Raw genomic sequence first — 18,814 nt, 5'->3', positions numbered from 1 at the left:
TTAGGTCGCGACACTAAATCGATTTTTCGAGAGTATATCGTATTTTCATAGCGTTAATGTATCGGTCTATCGTAAGCAGTCGTTTCAGTTGGTTGAATACTGTTTTATCGACGTTATGTTTTATTACTTTGGTATTGCGGTATGTCATTACGGCGTTAAGCGGTTCATTTTATAGGTGTTATTTTTAAAATTATGTTGAAAATTATTTTACTAACGCATTCACGAGAAATGGATCGTGCTAATAATACCGGCCAATTAGTCAAACACGTTTTAGGCGATAGCGCGCGGGTGGTTGAGTGGCACCGCAAACAGCCCGATGCTGAATTATTGACTGCGATTGAATCCGGTGTTGTTGGATTGGTTTTTCCTAGCAATGAAGAAAATATTTCTGAAAAAGTAAGCGAGATATCTAAAAGGATATTATATTTAGTGCTTATCGATGCAACTTGGCAAGAAGCGCGCAAGATGTATAACCAAAGCCCTTACCTAAAAGCATTACCTAAAGTGTCATTGATTGGCACATCTAAGTCGATATATCCACTAAGGAGAAACCAAATTGAAGGAGGATTATGTACCGCAGAATGTGTAATACATTTATTGACTGAGTCAGAAAACGTAATCGAAGCACAACAGCTAAGTCAGTTATTGATGACATTTATTGGCAGTGAGGCCAATGTTTTAACAGGGAATAAGCGTTAGCCAATATAGATTGAAACATTTGTTGTTTAACCTCGAATAATGAAAATACTAAAATTATAATAATAACCGGAGGTTGGTATGTTTAGCACAATTCGGGCTAAATTCTCACTAATATTCATCATATTTGCAGTCGCTATAGCCATAACAGCCATTACGAATGCCACACAAAGCCAAAATAAATTAGAACAGATTCATGAACTTAGCCGTCAATTTAATCCTGCTATTTCAAGCGTTATCAATGGTGATCGCGATTTATATCAAGCTCATTTAAGTGAAGTTATTTTACTTGATGGTGCGCTAACAGCTCAACAACGAGATGATCAGATAAGTAATTGGCAGGAGAATGCTGATCAAGCTAAGCAGCGAGTTGCCGACTTTAGCAGTCATTTAGAGAATTACCCTGAAGTGCTCAATGCGCTTAACGGTTTTGATACTCAATATCAGAAATGGTTTACGGCCTCTACCTCGGTGATCAATGCAGTTAAAGTTGGCGATTATTCAACAGCGAAGCAACGTTATAAAGATACATCTTTAATTGAGTTTGCAAGGTTACGAGATATTTTTAATGCGGCTGGAGAGCGTGCCGATGAACAAGTAAAGTTAATTGACCTCAATAATACTCAAACATCAAAAAAACACATGACAATATTATTTACTGTGTCTGGTATTTTGATTGTTTTGATCATCTTTTTGGCTTACTACGGTCCTAAAATTGTGGTGGATAGAATTAAGGATGTTACCGACCGTATTACCGATATAGGTAAAGTTGATGGCGATTTAACCCGTCGGTTAATCATAAAACAACATGATGAAATAGGTGAACTAGCAGCAGCATTTAATCATTTTGTCGATCATTTGCAGCAAATGATCATCGCCATTGATAAACAGTCCAATGATGTGAATAGTTGTATTGAGCAATTAGCGAGTAATGCCGGTGTTGCCAGCCAAATCAGCCAAGAGCAGCATTATTCCGTCGATAGTATTGTCACTGCGGTGAATCAAATGAGCTCCGCTGTTCGTGAAGTGGCTAAAAATGCACTCGATACTGCTTCTGAGATTAATAATGTAAATGATCAGACGGTTGAAGGTAAGCGCATTCTATCGTTGTCAGTCGATAATATTCAACAACTGGCGGTGTCTGTTCAAAATGCGGTGGTGGCTATTCAAGCTTTGTCGACCAATTCATCGCAAATTGCGTCGGTCCTTGATGTTATCCGTGGTATTGCAGAGCAAACTAACTTACTTGCCTTAAATGCGGCAATTGAGGCGGCCCGAGCGGGTGAACAAGGGCGCGGATTTGCTGTCGTTGCTGACGAGGTTAGAACCTTGGCCAGTCGAACTGAACGGTCAATTCAAGACATTCAGAGTATGATTGAAAAACTTCAGGCTGGTGTTAAAGATGCTGTTAATACCATTGAAGCCGGTGCGAGTTTAACTGCAACGACGGTTGAATTATCATCACAAACACAAACATCATTGGACTTAATTCTGCAAGCCACTGCAAAAGTCAGTGATATGTCGACGCATACCGCAGCAGCTACTGAGCAACAAACACATGTGACCGAAGAGATTAATCGTAATTTGACAGAGCTGTCTGACAAAACCCGTCATTGCAATGATGTCATTGCAGAAAATCAACAAATTGCTATAAAAACCGCTTCTGTTTGTAAGTCATTGCGCTCTGAGGTGGTTCGATTTAAGGTTGTTTAATATAGGATTGAACTGACAATTTAACGCAATAAAAATGGCTTAATGTTTATCACATTAAGCCATTTTATTTGGTGTTTTTTTAAGTAGTAGTTTCTATTTCACTGAGAGATAGTCAAAGCGTTTACGCAAACGAATGTCGGCAACAGATGCGCCAATCATCACTTCAAACTGGCCTGATTCGGCTAACCAATTATTGGTGTTAACGTCCCAAAATGATAAGTCGCGTTGGGTTAGCGTAAAGCTAGCTGTTTTGCTTTCACCTGCCTTTAACCATAACTTATCAAAGCCTTTTAGCTCTTTTGCGGGACGCGGTACGCTGGCTTTAACGTCGTGCAAATACAATTGCACTACCTCGGCACCATCGACTTTACTGGTGTTAGTGACATCGACAGTAACTGTGATAGTGTCATTGCCTGCAATGTCATCATTTGCCATGTCAGCGCTTGAAAGACGGATGTTGCTGTAATCAAATTGGCTGTAAGACAAGCCATGGCCAAAGGCAAATAACGGCGCAATATTTTGCTGTTCAAACCAGCGATAACCAATAAATACCCCTTCGCTATAAACTGATTCAGTGGCGTTGTAATCGTTTAACGCTATTGGCGCAGTGTCGGTGAGCTTTTTCGGTAAGGTAATTGGCATTTTACCGCTAGGGTTTTGATTGCCCAATAACATATCCGCGTAAGCATTACCGGCTTCCATACCGCCATACCAGCCCCACACAACCGCTTTAGCGTTATCTGCCCACGGCATTTTTACCGCAGAACCGCCAATCATAAACACCACAGTATTTGGATTCACTTTGAGCAGTTTGGCGATGACCTCATCTTGTTGGCCAGGCAATACCATGTCAGGTCTGTCGATAGACTCGCGGTCATCAGCATGACTTAAGCCGCCAAAGTAGATCACCGCATCGGCTTTTTTAGCTGCCGCTAAATACTCTTGTTCGGTATTGTACAAACTGTTGGGTGTTTCCCAGCCTAAGGTGGCTTGCTTGTCGCCTTGGTAACGTAAGCTCACCGCGTAAGTTTCACCAGCAGTTAAGGTCATGGCTTTACTGATAACATGTCCTTGGTTTGCTTGGGTGCTGGCGATCAGCTGTGTATCGTTAATGTACAATGCCACTTGGCCGTCAGCTTTTATGTTAAAACTGTGGCTGCCCGTTTCAAGAGGTTTGATGTTGGCTTTAATATCGACAAACTGTTTTTGGCCTTTGGCATTAAATTGCGGATCGGCTATCCATGATTCACTGGCGAGCTGGGTCATTTTGTTGTCATTGTAATAATTAATTTGCCACGATGGCGTGCCTGTCCAATGACGAGTGGTGAGATAGTCATTGGGTATCGGCATAAACTGGCTGCTGGCTGGACGCATTAGTTGAATGTCGACCTTGTCACCCAGTTTGGCTTTTAAACCGGCTAATGGGCTGATTTCGTAGAGTGCTTTAACTTCTGATGAGCCGCCACCAAATCCATGGCGTTTATCGGCATTGGGACCAAGTACCAAGACATGTTTAAGTTTGTCAGCGTGAAGCGGTAATACCTTGTTATCGTTTTTAAGTAATACAATGCCATTGGCGGCAAGTGTGCGAGCATCATCACGGTGAGCTTGAGTGTTACGCTCGCCGGATAAACGGTGTTTATCCATCATGCCGATGCTGAGTTGCACCCGTAAAATACGGCGGACTTTATCATCAAGTACCGATACTGGTACTTTACCAGCGTTAAGCATCTCGAGTAGCGGTTTTGCCATAAAGTAATCGTCAAAATCAGCGACATCTGTGCCCATTTCAATATCAAGGCCGTTCATGGCGGCATCATAAGTGTTGATGTCGACGTTCCAGTCGGTAAGTAACACCCCTTGAAAGCCCCATTCGCCTTTTAAGATAGTATTGACTAAGTGCTCGCTCTGATTGGCGTTAGTGCCTCTAAATTCGTTATAGGCGCCCATAATGGCATGTACGTTGGCTTGTTTTACCGCCGCTTCAAATGCTGGTAAATACACTTCACGCAAGGTGCGCTCATCAGGTGTGGCATTTACTTTTGTGCGGTTTAGCTCTTGGGTATTAAGGGCATAATGCTTTACGGTGGCGCCGACATCATTGGCCTGAATCGCTTTAATTTCGGGCACTACTAAGCTAGCTGCTAAAAATGGGTCTTCACCCATGTATTCAAAGTTACGCCCATATAACGGTAGGCGCGCGAGGTTTACACCAGGGCCCAAAATAAGATCTTTATTGCGATGACGTGCTTCGGCGCCAAGCACATTGCCGTGCAGCGTGGCCATGTTGAGATCCCAACTGGCGGCGATGGCAGTTAATGGCGGTAAATAAGTTGAGTAATCGTTAGTCCATCCTGCGGGTGCCCATGAGTTGCGATCGATCTCATAGCGCACACCGTGTGGGCCGTCTGACATCCACATTTCATGTATGCCTAAGCGCTCAATAGCAGGTATATGAAACTTGCCCGCGGCATGCACTAATGACACTTTTTCCTCTAAGGTTAATTGAGGTAATAAGCGGTTAATTTCATCTTTGACTTGGCTGATACGATCGCCAATACGCAGCTTTTCATTATCTGGTAACACCGTTAATGCATGTAAGGTTTGTGGGGTAATCGTTGGGTGTGCCGCCAGTGCAGCGTGGCTGACACCTAAGCATATAAGTGATGAAACACATGCTGTAAGCGCTTTCTTTTTATGATTTGACGAGATGTTGCCGTGCTGTGGCTTAGCCATAACGAGGTCCCTGTGTTATTTGAAATTGATAAAGATATTCGCGGTCAGTCGTCCTGTTTTAGGACTGCTATCGATGTCGGTTGCTGGGTTGACTAATGTCGAGTGGAGTAGGTTACCGGGATAAATGACTAAGCGGTTTGGCCGATATTGAACCTGATGATAAAGGGTGTAGTGATCATTACTATCAACCACATAATCAGGTGTTAGCGTTTGTTGTGCATCGATGATTGGCTGAGCCTGATTAAAGTAATGGTCAATGTTATGTGGTGCTATCTGCTCATATTGCGTGGTGTTATGGCGAAAAAATCCGGTATCACCATGGTCGCCATTATTGAGATAGTGCAGAATCGCAAAATAGTGGGGGTCAGGGGTGTCAAAGTGTGGTATGCATTGCAGCGGCAATAAACGTTGAGCAGGCTTGTCGATAACCGAAAACACGCATTGCTGGGGCTTTAAGCGTAACGAGTGTGGCACCTTGTAGGTGTCATATATCAACTGATATACCACATTAATTACGTCGATTACATATTGTTTGGGCAGCGGTGCGCGCAGCCCTGGATAGTATGAACCTTGGTCTTGATTAAATTGACTATCATCTATCGCAATATCAATTAGCTGCGACAGATCTGCGCCAAAGTCATCAATGATAATCACCGGCGTTTGCTGTTGGCCAATAAATTCAATATGTGGCGTAAATGGCCCCACATTGATAATACTCTTGCTTGATAGAGTACTCTTGCTTGATATCGTTCGGTTGTTCGATGAGTCGGTTGTCATGTTACAACCTTACATGCTGGCTGATTTACAGTAATGCTGCACAAAATCATGGTGCGCTGGCAAGGTATCTACTTTACGTTTTACAGTGGCTTTAATGCTGTTTAAAAAGCTGGTTAATTCCGCCTCGTCCATCATGTCGACAATAGGGTGATATTCTTTTGGCATTAAGCCTTGGCCCATCATCACTTGGATCCACGAGCTTTCGCCAAACAATTCATTGCCGTATTTATAGACTTTGCCTGATTGACTGAACATGTCGATACGATGTTGTAATGAGGCTGGAATCGGCATGTTTTTACAGTAACGCCAAAAACGACTGTCTTCGCGATCGGTGACTTTATAATGCAAAATAATAAAGTCGCGAATGTTATCCATTTCAACTTTCGTTTGCTGGTTGAATTCAGCAATATCGGCATCAATAATGCCGTGCGATGGAAACAGTTGTAATAGGCGCACTATGCTACGTTGGATCATGTGAATGCTGGTGGATTCTAAGGGCTCTAAAAATCCGGCAGATAAGCCAACAGCGACACAGTTTTTGTTCCAATGTTGGCGACGAGTACCGGTTTTAAACTTAATCACCCGAGGTTGATTAATCGGCGCGCCTTCAATGTTGTTAAGCAGTAACTCTGTTGCATCGGTATCAGAGATGTACTTGCTACAAAATACTAAGCCATTGCCAGTGCGGGTTTGCAACGGGATACGCCATTGCCAACCAGACTCGCGGGCAATCGAGCGAGTATAAGGAATAGGCTTTTGTACCGCTTCAGTTTGTACTGCAATGGCACTGTCGCACGGTAACCAGTGGCTCCAATCTTCAAAGCCAGTGTTTAAGGTTTGTTCAATAAGCAATGCTTTAAATCCGGTGCAGTCGATAAATAAATCGCCTTCAATTAACGCGCCATTTTCAAGCTTTAACGCGCGGATATTACCCGTGTCGTCATGTTGTAATACGTCGGCAATTTTACCTTCGATGCGGGTCATGCCATGGTGCTCGGCAAATTTACGCAAAAACTTAGCGTAAAGGCTCGCATCCATATGGTAAGCATGGTTGTAATCTTGATTGGGTAGCACGGCAAATCGGCCTTGGCGAGCAGCTAAATGCTCGGTGCAATAGTCGCCAATGTCACTAACCAGGCCTTGTTGTTTGCCCTTAAGCCAAAAGTGTTGAAAGCCACAAGCCCAGCAGTCTTTACCTAAAAAGCCAAATGAATGCAGGTAGTCTTTGTTGACGTCATGCCAGTTTTCAAACTGGATACCGAGCTTGAAGGTAGCATTAGTGGCCGCCATAACATCTTGTTCTTTTAAGCCCAGTAAACGATGGAAAATATGCAAGGTTGGAATGGTTGCTTCACCGACACCAACAGTGCCAATTTCGTCAGATTCTACTAATACAATTTCAAGATTTTTGCCCAACAGTTTGCTAAAGGCGGCTGCGGCCATCCAACCTGCGGTTCCACCACCGGCAATGACAACTTTTTTGATTGATTTATTCATCTTGGGCATCCTGTTTGGCTTGATATCTTGCTGTGTTCAGCATTATCGTTTTAATTTATTGATTAAGTCTGCGCGTATTTTGCGGGCCGTTAATTCGTCTAATGGCTTAGTTTGCATGCCTTTCACATTGGCGGGAATATGACTGTCATCGACATCGTCATGATCGAAAATGTAGTGTTCAAATATCGATTTCCATGCTTGGCGCTGAGCTTTAGGCAGAGAGCGTAAGCTTAATATGCTGTGCAATAAGGCATTGTTAGGGCGGCCTAAAAAGCCAGGAGTATCGCGCCACCAGTGGGTAATGAGTACGTTAAAATCATCGACGCCGCGAACATGGTGCCACCACATGCTGGGAATAAATAACACATCACCAGGGCTTAGCTCTGCTGTTAGGCTGGCGTCTAATGCCTGCTGAAAACGCGGGAAACGTTCAAAGTCGGGGTTCGCCATATCAACGAGACTGATGTCTTGGCCACCGGGTGCCAGTTCCATTGGGCCAACATACAAATTACTAATTTGCTCGGGTGGGAATAAGGTAAAGGTACGTTTGCCGACCACGTTACACGCTAGGTTTAGCGGAAAGTCATAATGAGCAGCGACCTTGGTTTGATTGCCCAACCAAATACTGGTTAAGGGTTGCATGGGCGCTAAATCTAAACTGTTTTGTGCCCCTAAACCGGGTAAACATTGGTGAATGTCGGTCGAGCCCATGTACATTCCGGCAGGCATGTCTTTAATCATTTCTTGGCTTAATCGGTCAAGCAGTTGATTAAAGTCCAATCGGCCAGCTTGATAATTAAAACCATCAAGTTGTTCATTGTAAAACACTCTACCGTGTTGTTCTGGCGGGACATAATATGCGGTAACAGGCATGCCTTGATAAAACTGGCGCAGGTAAGTCATCGCGCTTTGTGCTGACTCTAATCCTGCCTGGACTAACGGCCAATGGTGACACAACCCCTTAAATACCATAGGTTTGTCGGCATCACGGATTAAATCAATGACACTCTCTAATGTACATTCATTGATGTGTTCGACGTGCTGAGTCTGGGCCTCTGTCATCACTATTAACCTTGCGCATTCTTGAGGTTAAGTAAGTCTCTTACATTGCTTTGCGAGGCTAATGTCATGTAAATGGCTTGCAAGTAACCTTGCTGGTGCAGCTTTGCTAATGCGTCAGCAGACAATCCGGCTAAGGTTTCTTCATTGATGGTATAAAAACCGATCATCTGATTTTTTTGACCGTTGTCTAACTCAATATCTAAAGTGAATGATTCCAGCAATTGATGTTCAATCAAGGCATCGACAAAGCGTTGACCATCTTGTAAACCATGATGTATGACCTCAAGAATTTCGCCGACTTCATCGAGTAATGGCGTGTTACCGCCGTAAGGTAAAAATAATGCTTCACCTTCGGTTTCGCTGACTCTAGGGTGGTCTAAGTCCACATGAATAACGCGTTGCTGACGTTCTACACCGTCTTCAAGTACGGTTTGTTGACCGATTAAAAAAGGTTGGCGACGCACAGTAAGCGGCACGTATGATGCGCTCCAGCCTTGTTCACTTAAAAACACGTTATCATTTTGCTGAAAACCAAATAGTGCCACCGCGTAAAACTGACCTGTGGCAGTATCTTTATGAAAAAAGATCGGGTAATGGGCTTGCACGCTGCGAAACTCTTGCGGAAATGTCACGCTATACCAAAGGTTATCGCCTAGTGCAGCAGAGCGATGAGTCATCACTTTTACGTCTTTATGTTCAATGCTGTTTAGTAATACATGTTGGCTCATTTTGATGTCCTATCTTGTTCGTTCAAATACGTCGTATTTTTATGATTATTGTACGTGAATTTTGTCTGTAATCTTATTTGCGTTGTTATCGTGATTATTTATGTCATGTCTTAAAGCTTAGGGAAACCATATTGCGCAACTTTATCGAGTAACTCGCGATTACTCGGCAGGTTTTTAGCAAGCGCTTGGGTGCGCTGTTGATTGTCATTAAACAGTCGCTGTGCCAATTGTTGCATTGACGGTTTCACATGATTGGGCAATTGGGTGATATAGCCCATGCCATAAAGTACATATTGAAAACTGGCTGCCGGAAATAAGGCTTCTTTATAACTAATATCTTGTTGGCTCGGTGTTTGATAACGCCATAATTCGAGCATGGCTTGTAAGCTGTCGGGGATTGAGTTTGACTCACGATGGTCACGCCAATAACCATCAACTTCACGTCGGCTTATCACATAATGCAGCTTTAAAAAGTCGATAATTTGTTGCCAGTGTAGTTGATAGCGCTCGTTAACTCGTGCCGAAATAGTATCCATCACCATGCGGTTTGGCGGTAATTGCTGGGCCAAGGTAGATGCAGTCCATTCGATTAATGCCAAAGCCGACGCTTCTAGTGGTTCAATAAACCCTGCCGCCATCCCGATAGCAATACAGTTATTTTGCCAGCATTTAGCACGATAACCTGGATTAATGGCCAGTTGTCGTGGCTCCAATTTGTCTGCTGCCGCGCCATCAACACCGAGGTAATTAAACAGAGTTTTCTGGGCATCTATATCGTTAGTGTGGCTTGATGAGTATACATAACCGACACCTTTACGTGTTGGTAGGCCAATATCCCAAATCCAACCGTTTGGCTGTGCAGTTGAGTGGGTGCAAGAGGCAATAGGGCTATTTGCATCAGAATAGGGGACTTGTATCGCTAGTGCGCGATCATTAAAAAGCACCGATTTTTGGCTTAAAAAGGGCACTTGTAAATGTTCACCTAACAGTAGTGATTTTGCGCCGGTGCAGTCGATAAATAACTGGCCACTAATTTCGCCATTCTGCTTGGTAATGAGTTTTTCGATGTCACCATGCTGGTTATTAATAATTTGGCTGACATGGTCGCGAATATGGATGACGCCGAGTTTTTGAGTGCAATGCTCGGTGAGTAACTGGCTAAACTTGGCGGCATTAAGGTGATAGCCGTAGTTATTTTGAAAATGATACTGGGCTGTGACAATGCTTTTGGGGGCTAAACCAAGCTGAGTTAATACTTGCTGGCTGCAAACGGCTTCGGCAAAGCTGACTTGTTCTGCATGAGGCAACCAGTATGGGCATAAGTCGAGTTCTTGGTGACCGTGAGGCAAACTAAATGGGTGCAAATAACTGTTTGCGACGTTGCTTTGTGGGTCTTTGCACCAATTGATAAACCGAGAGCCCTGTTTAAAGCTGGCATCACATTGGCGAATAAAGTCGTTTTCATCGATACCAATTTTGCTCAGGGTTGAGCGCATCGAAGGCCACGTGCCTTCACCTACGCCAATAGTGGCCACATCCGGTGATTCGATTAAGGTAATATTGAGTTTGGGAGAGTGAGCTAAAACACCTTTATCAACATTATGTTCAGCGGCTAACAAACCGGCAGTTATCCAACCAGCGGTGCCGCCTCCAACGATGATTATTTCGGTTATTGGTTTTTGCATCATCTTTACCTACGCTTTTGGCGTGATTATTATTTTTATTCTGATGAATCTAAAAATCTGATTGCTTATAGAACATGTTAGGTAGCATTCAATAAAATGTAAGCACATTCAAGTAATAGTTTTTTTATGTTTTTACGTACATGGTTTCAAACTGTTTAACGCAAAAAATAGTAACGTCCTTGTTACTCAATGTATTGCAATAAAAGGAGGTGACAAAAGTTGGCACCTCAACGACCTGAAAGGGTACTTGAGTGAATTCCGTCTAACACTGGAGTGTTAGCCGAAATATCACTCAATGACTATTGCATTATCGGTTAGAAAGTATAACGAGCACCTAAACTATAACGTGCGCCAGTTTCGGTTAGGTTTAACACTTGCTCGTCAGCACGACCGTGAACACGGATGTACTCTTCAGTAATGTTAAGTCCTTCGAAAAACACCGTTAAGCCTTCAACAGACTCGACATCATAGCTAACAGACAAATCGATTTGCGAGTAAGCTTCTGTGTACTGTGGGTTAGCGCCAGTACCTTGACCTGTAGAGTTTAAGAACTCATCACGCCAGTTGTATGCGATACGGGCTTGGAAACCATAATTCTCGTACACGAATACCGCGTTAGCGGTGTCACTAATACCGATTAATGCTGATTGTGCATCAAATGAGAAGTTGTCGTAAGCCTGATCACTATTAACCAAGGTGTAGTTGGCTATTACACCAAATCCGCTTTCGCCGAAGAAGTGTTGTGCCGCAAACTCCCAACCATCAATGACTGAGTTATTAGAGCTGTTTGATGGCGTTGAAATATTAAAGTTCAACAATTCATCATTATTAGCAGCACTGCCGCTAATAATTTGATTCGTGACATCTACAGCAGCATTATCAGCATAATTTGCGAAAATATAATCACGAACAGCCCCAGCTTCGGTTGTACCCGTTGCGGCCACAGCAGCTTTATATAAATCACCAGATGCTGGGTTATAAATGCCGTTAGTGGTTTTAACTGTTTCAGAACTGATAAAGTTTTTAGTGTCTTTACGGAAGTATCCAACAGACACATAGCTTGATGGGGCGTAATACCACTCAGCAGAGAAGTCGATATTTTCTGATTCTAATGGCAACAATGTAGGGTTACCTGCAGAACCACCACCATTACTTCGATTGGCAAGCGTCGCTAATACCGTACCGCCTTGAATATCTGTGTAGCTAGGACGACCAATGGTTTCACTGTATGCCGCACGAAGCATGACATCTTCTACTACTTCAATATTAAAGTTGAAGCTTGGTAGTAAATAGTCGTAATCACCGGTTTTGGTTTCAAATACTTGCTCACCAGTACCCACTAATGCAATTTCAGTTTCAGCAATCCAGTCAGCGCCATTATATCCTGCAACGGCAGCGGTCGAGGTGACATCAGTTTGCTCATAACGAAGTCCGAAATGCACGTCATATGGCATGCCGGCAATTTCATTATCGTAGTTGTACTGTACATAAACGGCTTGTGATTCTTCTTCAGTATAACGATCTGTTTCAGCTGCATAATTAGTAGAAGGGCAGAAGCCATTACCACAATCACCGCTTACTGCAGAAGCATAGTTTGCTGCTGCAAAATCACGTACTGATGCAAAATCCCACATGAAAATGGTATCTAAAACGTCAAAGTTACCGTCTGACAGAGAGAAATCGCCGCCATTAGCGTCAAATTTGTCATGAATGGTATCAGCTGGGAACCATGCATCTTCAAAGTCACCTGCAGAACCTACTCCACCCCAATCGTTACGCTGAACGTTGACGCTTTGTGAGTGGTTGTTAACGTTAGTTAGCGCTACACCAAAGTCGATGCTACCTGCATCTTCAAATAAGTATTCACCGTCAAATTGGTATTGATCAATTTCAGACTTATTACGTGCGTTACCAAAAACAGAACCGGTAAGCATCATGTCTGCAGGTGTCACTGCATTACCCCCACCAACAGCAAGTACAGGTAAGTCACCGCTAAAGTCAGTTGCCGCGCTGGTACGCACAAACGCTGCAGTACTTAAATTGTTGTTTGAACCATAAAGGTTATTCGGTTTGTTTTCAGCAACCGAGTTGTGCGCATCAAATGTCAGCTTTAAGTTATCTGTTGCTTGCCATTCAAGGTTAAAACCTAAAGAACCACTTTCGTTACGTACGCCATAGTCACCAGCAGCCATAGATAAATCAGCAGGTGAATCATAAGTTTCAGAGTAAATAAGTGGTGAGGCGATAGGGCCATCAGACCATACGTTTTCAGACGGGACGAAGTTAAACCATGCTGATACGTCATTCGATTGAGTGTCGATGTCGTTACGCATGTAGGTATAGTCTACGCTTGCGACTACACTATCAACCGGGCTGTACTGTAATACTAACTGGCCGTTAGTACGGGTACGTTGTTGTTCTTCAAAACGATAAACAGTGGTTTGCGGAACGGAATAAATATCGCTATCACCAGGACGATTAACTTGGGTGCTGTCTTTAGCCACTCCGCCCCAATCACTGTTGTCAGCAGAACCTGGGAAGCTACGCCAGCCTGTGCCAACCTGTGCTTGTTGGTTACCACTTTCACGCTCTTGGTAACTAGCCGATAGTGAAATACCAAATTTATCATCTGCAAACGTGTTTGAGTACAAACCAGATAGTTCAGGGGTTACTGAGCCATTATCTGTTGATTGGTCATCAACCGCTTTTACACCAAAAGTGGCTTTTAACCCCGGAGAGCTGAATGGCTTGTGGGTTAAAATATCGATAGTAGAACCGATACCACCGGTAGAATCTGAGGCTTGGCTGGTTTTATGAACTTCTACACCGCTGATACTTTCAGATGCGATGTTAGCAAAATCAAATGAGCGCGAGCCTGTAGTGACGGGCATTTGACGGCCATTGAGGGTGATCAAGTTGTAATCAGGACCAAAACCACGCACTGATACTTTACTGCCTTCACCGTTAGAACGGTCAATCGATACACCTGTAATACGCTGTAACGATTCAGCTAAGTTAGTATCAGGAAACTTACCAATATCTTCAGCAGAAATAGAGTCAACGACTCCACTTGATGAACGCTTCACATCCATTGATTTAATTAAACTGCCACGAATACCAGTAACCGAAATAACTTCGATATTTTCGTCACTGACTTCATCAGCAGCATGAGCTGGTAGGATACTGCTCATACCAAGGACAAGCGATAAACTGGTCGCAAGCTTGGTTTTGTTAAATGTTCTTGTTTTCATCTAGGAAATCCCCATTGACTAGATTTTACTTCTCTCAATATTGCGGGTTAGGCGCAAATCGTTTTTTTTAATTCTCCATCGGCGCGGTAAACATTATTTATAATTAGTTGTCATATAAAACATCAAATGTAAGCGCTTACATAAAACTAGTGTAAAATGTGACCGCAGTCAACAAAAACAAGTTTTAATTATTACATTTCATTAACCGAGATGTTTACTTAATCATACACTAGTTTTTTAGCTGTTGTTTTTAAATGGTTTTCTATTTATGGGTATTTTACGTAAAAATGTAAGCGCTTTCTTTTGGTGGCGTAATTGTTAATGATTTAATTTGTAAATTGTCTGATAAATCGGCTGATAAAGAGGCATCTAAAACGATTAAGTTGGCCGTTCAATAGATAAGGATTTTCGGGAATCATATTATGCGGGGGCTTTTTACATAAAAAAGCACAAGCAATATACTGCTTATGCTTTTCTGTTTAGGCTAAGTCTATTAATCGTGAGAAATGGCTTGAGATGAACTTCGTATAAATAACTCTGGCTTAAATGAACTCTCAACAATTACTTCTTTGTCATTATAGACTTCTTGAAGAACCCATCGTGCCGCCATTTTTCCCATTTCATGAATAGGGTTACTCACGGTAGATAACTTGGGCGAAATATACTGTGGGAAGGGGATGTTATCGTAACCAATAAATGAAATGTCATCAGGTACGCGGATACCGTGTTCTAAACACACCGCAATAGCCCCAGAGGCCATTTGATCATTCGCACACACAACCGCAGTGATGGTTTTATTCATCGACAATAAACGTTCCATCGCTTCACAACCGCCAGCTTCTTTAAAGTCACTTTCAATGCAAAGGGTGTCATCAAAATCGATATTGTATTGTTGCAATGCTCGTTTATGCCCTTTTAGACGATCTCTCACGTCGAGCTTAAACAATGGCCCTGAAATGTATGCGATGTCTTTATGGCCAAGTGATAAAATGTGCTCGGTAGCCATGAAACCACCTTGTTCATTTTCAAGATAAACACAGCGTTCTTTGATAGCGTCGATATAGCGGTTAATAAATACCACAGGTGTTGAGCCTTTACTGAGTTCAATCAAGTAATCGTCTGATACAGCCTCAATATCCAAAATAAGGGCATCACAGCCGCGACTCATTAAAAACTCAACCCCTTCTTTCTCTTGCTTCTCGTCGCTATGACCAGCAGCAATAATCACGTGCTTGTTAGCTGTTCGAAGGGCGGTTTCAATTTCTGTCATCATAGGACCATAAAAAGGCCCGTCAAGCTGAGACACCAAAACCCCGACACTGTTTGAACAGTTAGAGGCAAGCGACTGTGCAATGGTATTAGGCCGGTAACCTAAGGCTTTCATTGCATCGAGTACTTTTTGTTTGGTTTTATCGCTGACTTTGGTGTTGTTGTTCATGACTCGGGACACAGTCGCCAGAGACACACCAGCCATTACGGATACATCGTAAATAGTTGCCATATAATGAGTATTTAAAAGCCATCTTGGAGCACATGGCTCCAAGACTAACATGCTTTTATTTTGCTTCTCTATTTAATTCTAAGTGAATTTGGTCCACTTTTTGATTATCTAAGGTGTACCAACGCATTACAAAAGCCACCACTAATGAACCAATAGCAGGGTAAATAGTGAATGATAATAATATTCCTTGCTGAGTATGCTCCGTTTGCATGGTATCAGGCTGATAACCATAACCCGCTAATAACCACCCCGCAGAAGCGCCACCAATGGCAACACCCAGTTTGATAAAGAAAATCACTGAAGAATAAATCATCCCGGTAATACGCACGCCGTTTTTATATTGGCCATAATCGACAACATCAGCCATTTTTGCCCACAATAGTGGTGTGGCCATGTTGAAGGTAAAGCCCCAGATAATAAACATGCCAAAGGCGAGTACGACTTGATCGCTAGGTACAAAGTAGCTCACTACGCACATCGCTGCCGCAAGCAGTTGCAAGGTGATATAAGCTTTAACTTTACAAAAGCGTTTAGCCAAAGGCTCAGCTAAAATACAGCCAAATATATTACCGACCATTCCTAGGGTGATAAAGAGGGTGATGGAGTCTGGCATGTTAAGGAAATATTTAACGTAGTAAATGGCTAAACTGGTGCGTAACACCATGCCTGATAATAAACATACTGCTGCAATAGCAAGGACACGCCACTGGTCATTTTTGAGCATGTCGGTAAAGTCTTTTTTAAAGCTAGACTGTTGATCAACCGGCGGGTGTAGGCGTTCCTTAGTGCCCCAAAAACAGGCTAAAAACATCGCCACGCCCAATATACTCATGGCAGTAATGGTTAGTTGATAACCTTTAGCTTGGTCACCTTCCCCTAAGAATTCGACAAGGGGTAAGGTTAAGCCTGAAACGAGTAAGCCGCCCAACATCGCAAATACAAAACGGTAAGATTGTACTGACACTCGCTCTTTTGGATCGGCCGTTAACACGCCGCCTAATGCACAATAAGGGATATTAATGGCGGTGTAGACCATCATAAGTGCGGTATAAGTGACGAAGGCATAAATCATTTTGCCGTCTTCGGTTAAGTCTGGGGTGGTAAAGGCTAAAACACTAATAAAACCAAAAGGCAGGGCAAACCACAAAAGATAAGGTCTAAACTTACCCCAGCGGGTATTGGTGCGGTCTGCTAGCGCGCCCATTAACGGATCGGTAACCGCATCAATTAAGCGTACTGCTAAAAACATGGTGCCGACAAATGCTGGCGAGATACCGAAAATGTCGGTATAGAAAAAAGTTAAAAACAGCATGACTGTTTGGAACACAATGTTACTGGCAGTGTCCCCGAGTCCGTAAGCTATTTTTTCTCTGGTGCTTATCATACATGCCTCAATTATTGTTATTTGTTAAAATGATGCGACTGTTTGAATAGAACAAAGCCGTTTATACAACGGCTTTGTTCTGATTAACATATTATTTTCGTGCGCTAATAAAACCCCTATAAGCATGTGCACTGGCTTTTAAGGTGCGTTTTTGAGTTTCGTAGTCTACATAGACAATCCCAAAACGTTTTAAGTAGCCTTCAGCCCATTCAAAATTGTCCATTAAACTCCATGCAAAATAGCCGACAACATTAACACCTTGTTCAATGGCATTGTTTACTGCATTTAAGTGGGCGTTATAGTATTCGAGTCTGTCTTGATCATCCACTTTACCTTCTATCAATTTATCGTCCATTGCTGCGCCGTTTTCGGTAATGTAGATCGGCGGTAAAGGATAAAGTGCATGCAGTGAAGTCAATAAATCGGTAAAGGATTGTGGGTATATTTCCCAGCCGATATCCGTTTTAGGTTTGTCGACCATATCAATTTGGCTAAAACCAGTGGCTGGATCTGCTTTGTACACTGCTCGGGTGTAAAAGTTGATGCCTAAAAAGTCGATAGGTTGAGCAATAATATCAAAGTCGCCTTGTTCAATAACGGGCATATCTTCAGTGGCGAAGTCATTAATAATCTCAGGATAGCAACGGTCAAACAGTGGTTTGATATACCATTGATTAAAGTATTGGTCGGCTTTACTGGCTGCTTCAGCATCTGCGGCAGAGTCTGTTGCGCTATAACAAGGCGTGAAGTTAAGCACGATACCATTTTGGCTATTAGGGCTATTTTTTTGCAATACTTTCATGGCTAAACCATGAGCCAATAATAAATGGTGTGCAGATTGACGACCAAATGCTTTAGTGGCTAATCCTGGTGCATGAACACCAATTTCATAGCCTAAATATGAGCTGCAAAATGGTTCGTTAAACGTGGCGTAAGAATACACTCGATCGCCAAATGCTTGAGTAATTTTGTCGGCATAGTCTGCAAACAAATAAGCTGTTTCACGATTTAACCAGCCACCATTATCTTCAATATGTTGTGGTAAATCCCAATGGTATAAGGTCACAAAGGTTTTAATGCCACGACGATTTAGTTCATCAAGCAAATCAGTATAAAACGCGACACCTTGTGGATTGAGGCTGCCATCTTTATGCATTACGCGTGGCCACGAAATGGATAAACGATAAGCGTCAACGCCCAGCGACTCAATTAAATCGACATCTTCACGCCATAACTTTACATGCTCGCATGCTTGCGAGCCGTCAGAGTTATCACGAATTTTACCTGGCGTCGCACAAAAGGTATCCCATATACAAGGAAGACGAGAATCCACTGCGCCTTCAATTTGAAAAGAAGCAGTCGCCACACCAAAGGTGAACGCTTTTGAATGCATTTTGGAATCGGCTGGTAACATAATTTTCATATTTAAATTCACTTAGTATTAATTAATTGTGTCTATTTTTATGACTAACTTATTACGTTGAAACACCCTGATAAAAGGCCTTGTGCTACGTTAGCTACGCAGTAAAAAATAAGCTCTCGCGTTTAAAAATCGTTGACATCAGTTATCGATATGTTAAAAATGAAAGCGCTTACATTGAGATTAGTGATTAATTATCCAAAGGTCAATAATTGATTTGGCTAATTATTAAATCCTCATCTGCTTGCACAAGTGTGGAAATGATCATCAGTTAAATGTCTAGGGTTTACGGGGAATTAACTCTTGGCGTGAGATTATTAGTATCCATTCAATGGCGTTATGTACTGCAACCCAAGATAACTAT

The 18,814-nt window shown here is 42.6% G+C and carries 12 protein-coding genes; 2 read left to right on the top strand and 10 right to left on the bottom strand.

Translation table 11 applies throughout. The features are described from left to right. The first annotated feature begins 192 nt into the window (after positions 1-192). A complete protein-coding gene (locus EGC86_RS06330; RefSeq protein ID WP_245423113.1) occupies positions 193-699 on the top strand; it encodes a DTW domain-containing protein in 507 nt (168 codons plus the stop codon). A gap of 78 nt (positions 700-777) precedes the next feature. After that, entirely contained in the window at positions 778-2,409 is a 1,632-nt protein-coding gene (locus EGC86_RS06325) for a methyl-accepting chemotaxis protein (RefSeq protein ID WP_123776994.1), read from the top strand. Positions 2,410-2,502: 93 nt separating this feature from the next. Here EGC86_RS06325 and EGC86_RS06320 read toward each other — a convergent pair whose 3' ends face one another. The 10 genes from EGC86_RS06320 to EGC86_RS06275 form a co-directional block, all read right to left on the bottom strand. Further along, positions 2,503-5,145, bottom strand: a complete 2,643-nt coding sequence (locus EGC86_RS06320) for a glycoside hydrolase family 3 C-terminal domain-containing protein (RefSeq protein ID WP_123776993.1) — start codon at positions 5,143-5,145, stop codon at positions 2,503-2,505. A 15-nt stretch (positions 5,146-5,160) separates the two neighbouring features. Continuing rightward, on the bottom strand, positions 5,161-5,922 hold the full coding sequence (locus EGC86_RS06315; protein WP_123776992.1) for a DUF6445 family protein: 762 nt from the start codon (positions 5,920-5,922) through the stop codon (positions 5,161-5,163). Positions 5,923-5,931: 9 nt separating this feature from the next. After that, positions 5,932-7,419 carry a tryptophan halogenase family protein gene (locus tag EGC86_RS06310; RefSeq protein ID WP_123776991.1) on the bottom strand — a complete coding sequence of 496 codons (1,488 nt, stop codon included), beginning with the start codon at positions 7,417-7,419 and terminating at the stop codon, positions 5,932-5,934. A 42-nt stretch (positions 7,420-7,461) separates the two neighbouring features. After that, on the bottom strand, positions 7,462-8,481 hold the full coding sequence (locus EGC86_RS06305; protein ID WP_123776990.1) for a cupin-like domain-containing protein: 1,020 nt from the start codon (positions 8,479-8,481) through the stop codon (positions 7,462-7,464). Positions 8,482-8,486: 5 nt separating this feature from the next. Beyond that, positions 8,487-9,209 (bottom strand): SapC family protein, encoded by a 723-nt coding sequence (locus EGC86_RS06300; protein WP_101086663.1) that lies wholly within the window; start codon positions 9,207-9,209, stop codon positions 8,487-8,489. A 110-nt stretch (positions 9,210-9,319) separates the two neighbouring features. Further along, on the bottom strand, positions 9,320-10,897 hold the full coding sequence (locus EGC86_RS06295) for a tryptophan halogenase family protein (RefSeq protein ID WP_123776989.1): 1,578 nt from the start codon (positions 10,895-10,897) through the stop codon (positions 9,320-9,322). Between the two features lie 311 nt (positions 10,898-11,208). Continuing rightward, on the bottom strand, positions 11,209-14,145 hold the full coding sequence (locus EGC86_RS06290; RefSeq protein ID WP_011636787.1) for a TonB-dependent receptor: 2,937 nt from the start codon (positions 14,143-14,145) through the stop codon (positions 11,209-11,211). Positions 14,146-14,638: 493 nt separating this feature from the next. Then, positions 14,639-15,646 carry a LacI family DNA-binding transcriptional regulator gene (locus EGC86_RS06285; RefSeq protein WP_041412857.1) on the bottom strand — a complete coding sequence of 336 codons (1,008 nt, stop codon included), beginning with the start codon at positions 15,644-15,646 and terminating at the stop codon, positions 14,639-14,641. A 55-nt stretch (positions 15,647-15,701) separates the two neighbouring features. Beyond that, complete coding sequence (locus EGC86_RS06280; RefSeq protein ID WP_123776988.1) at positions 15,702-17,030, bottom strand: glycoside-pentoside-hexuronide (GPH):cation symporter; 1,329 nt, start codon at positions 17,028-17,030, stop codon at positions 15,702-15,704. A gap of 91 nt (positions 17,031-17,121) precedes the next feature. Then, positions 17,122-18,453, bottom strand: coding sequence for a GH1 family beta-glucosidase (locus EGC86_RS06275; RefSeq protein ID WP_123776987.1), 1,332 nt, complete (start codon positions 18,451-18,453; stop codon positions 17,122-17,124). Positions 18,454-18,814: the final 361 nt, after the last annotated feature.

This window comes from Shewanella frigidimarina, from assembly GCF_003797125.1.
Taxonomy (GTDB): domain Bacteria; phylum Pseudomonadota; class Gammaproteobacteria; order Enterobacterales; family Shewanellaceae; genus Shewanella; species Shewanella frigidimarina.
The sequence above is the reverse complement of the archived record's forward strand: the minus strand, read 5'-3'. Positions and strand labels throughout refer to the sequence as shown.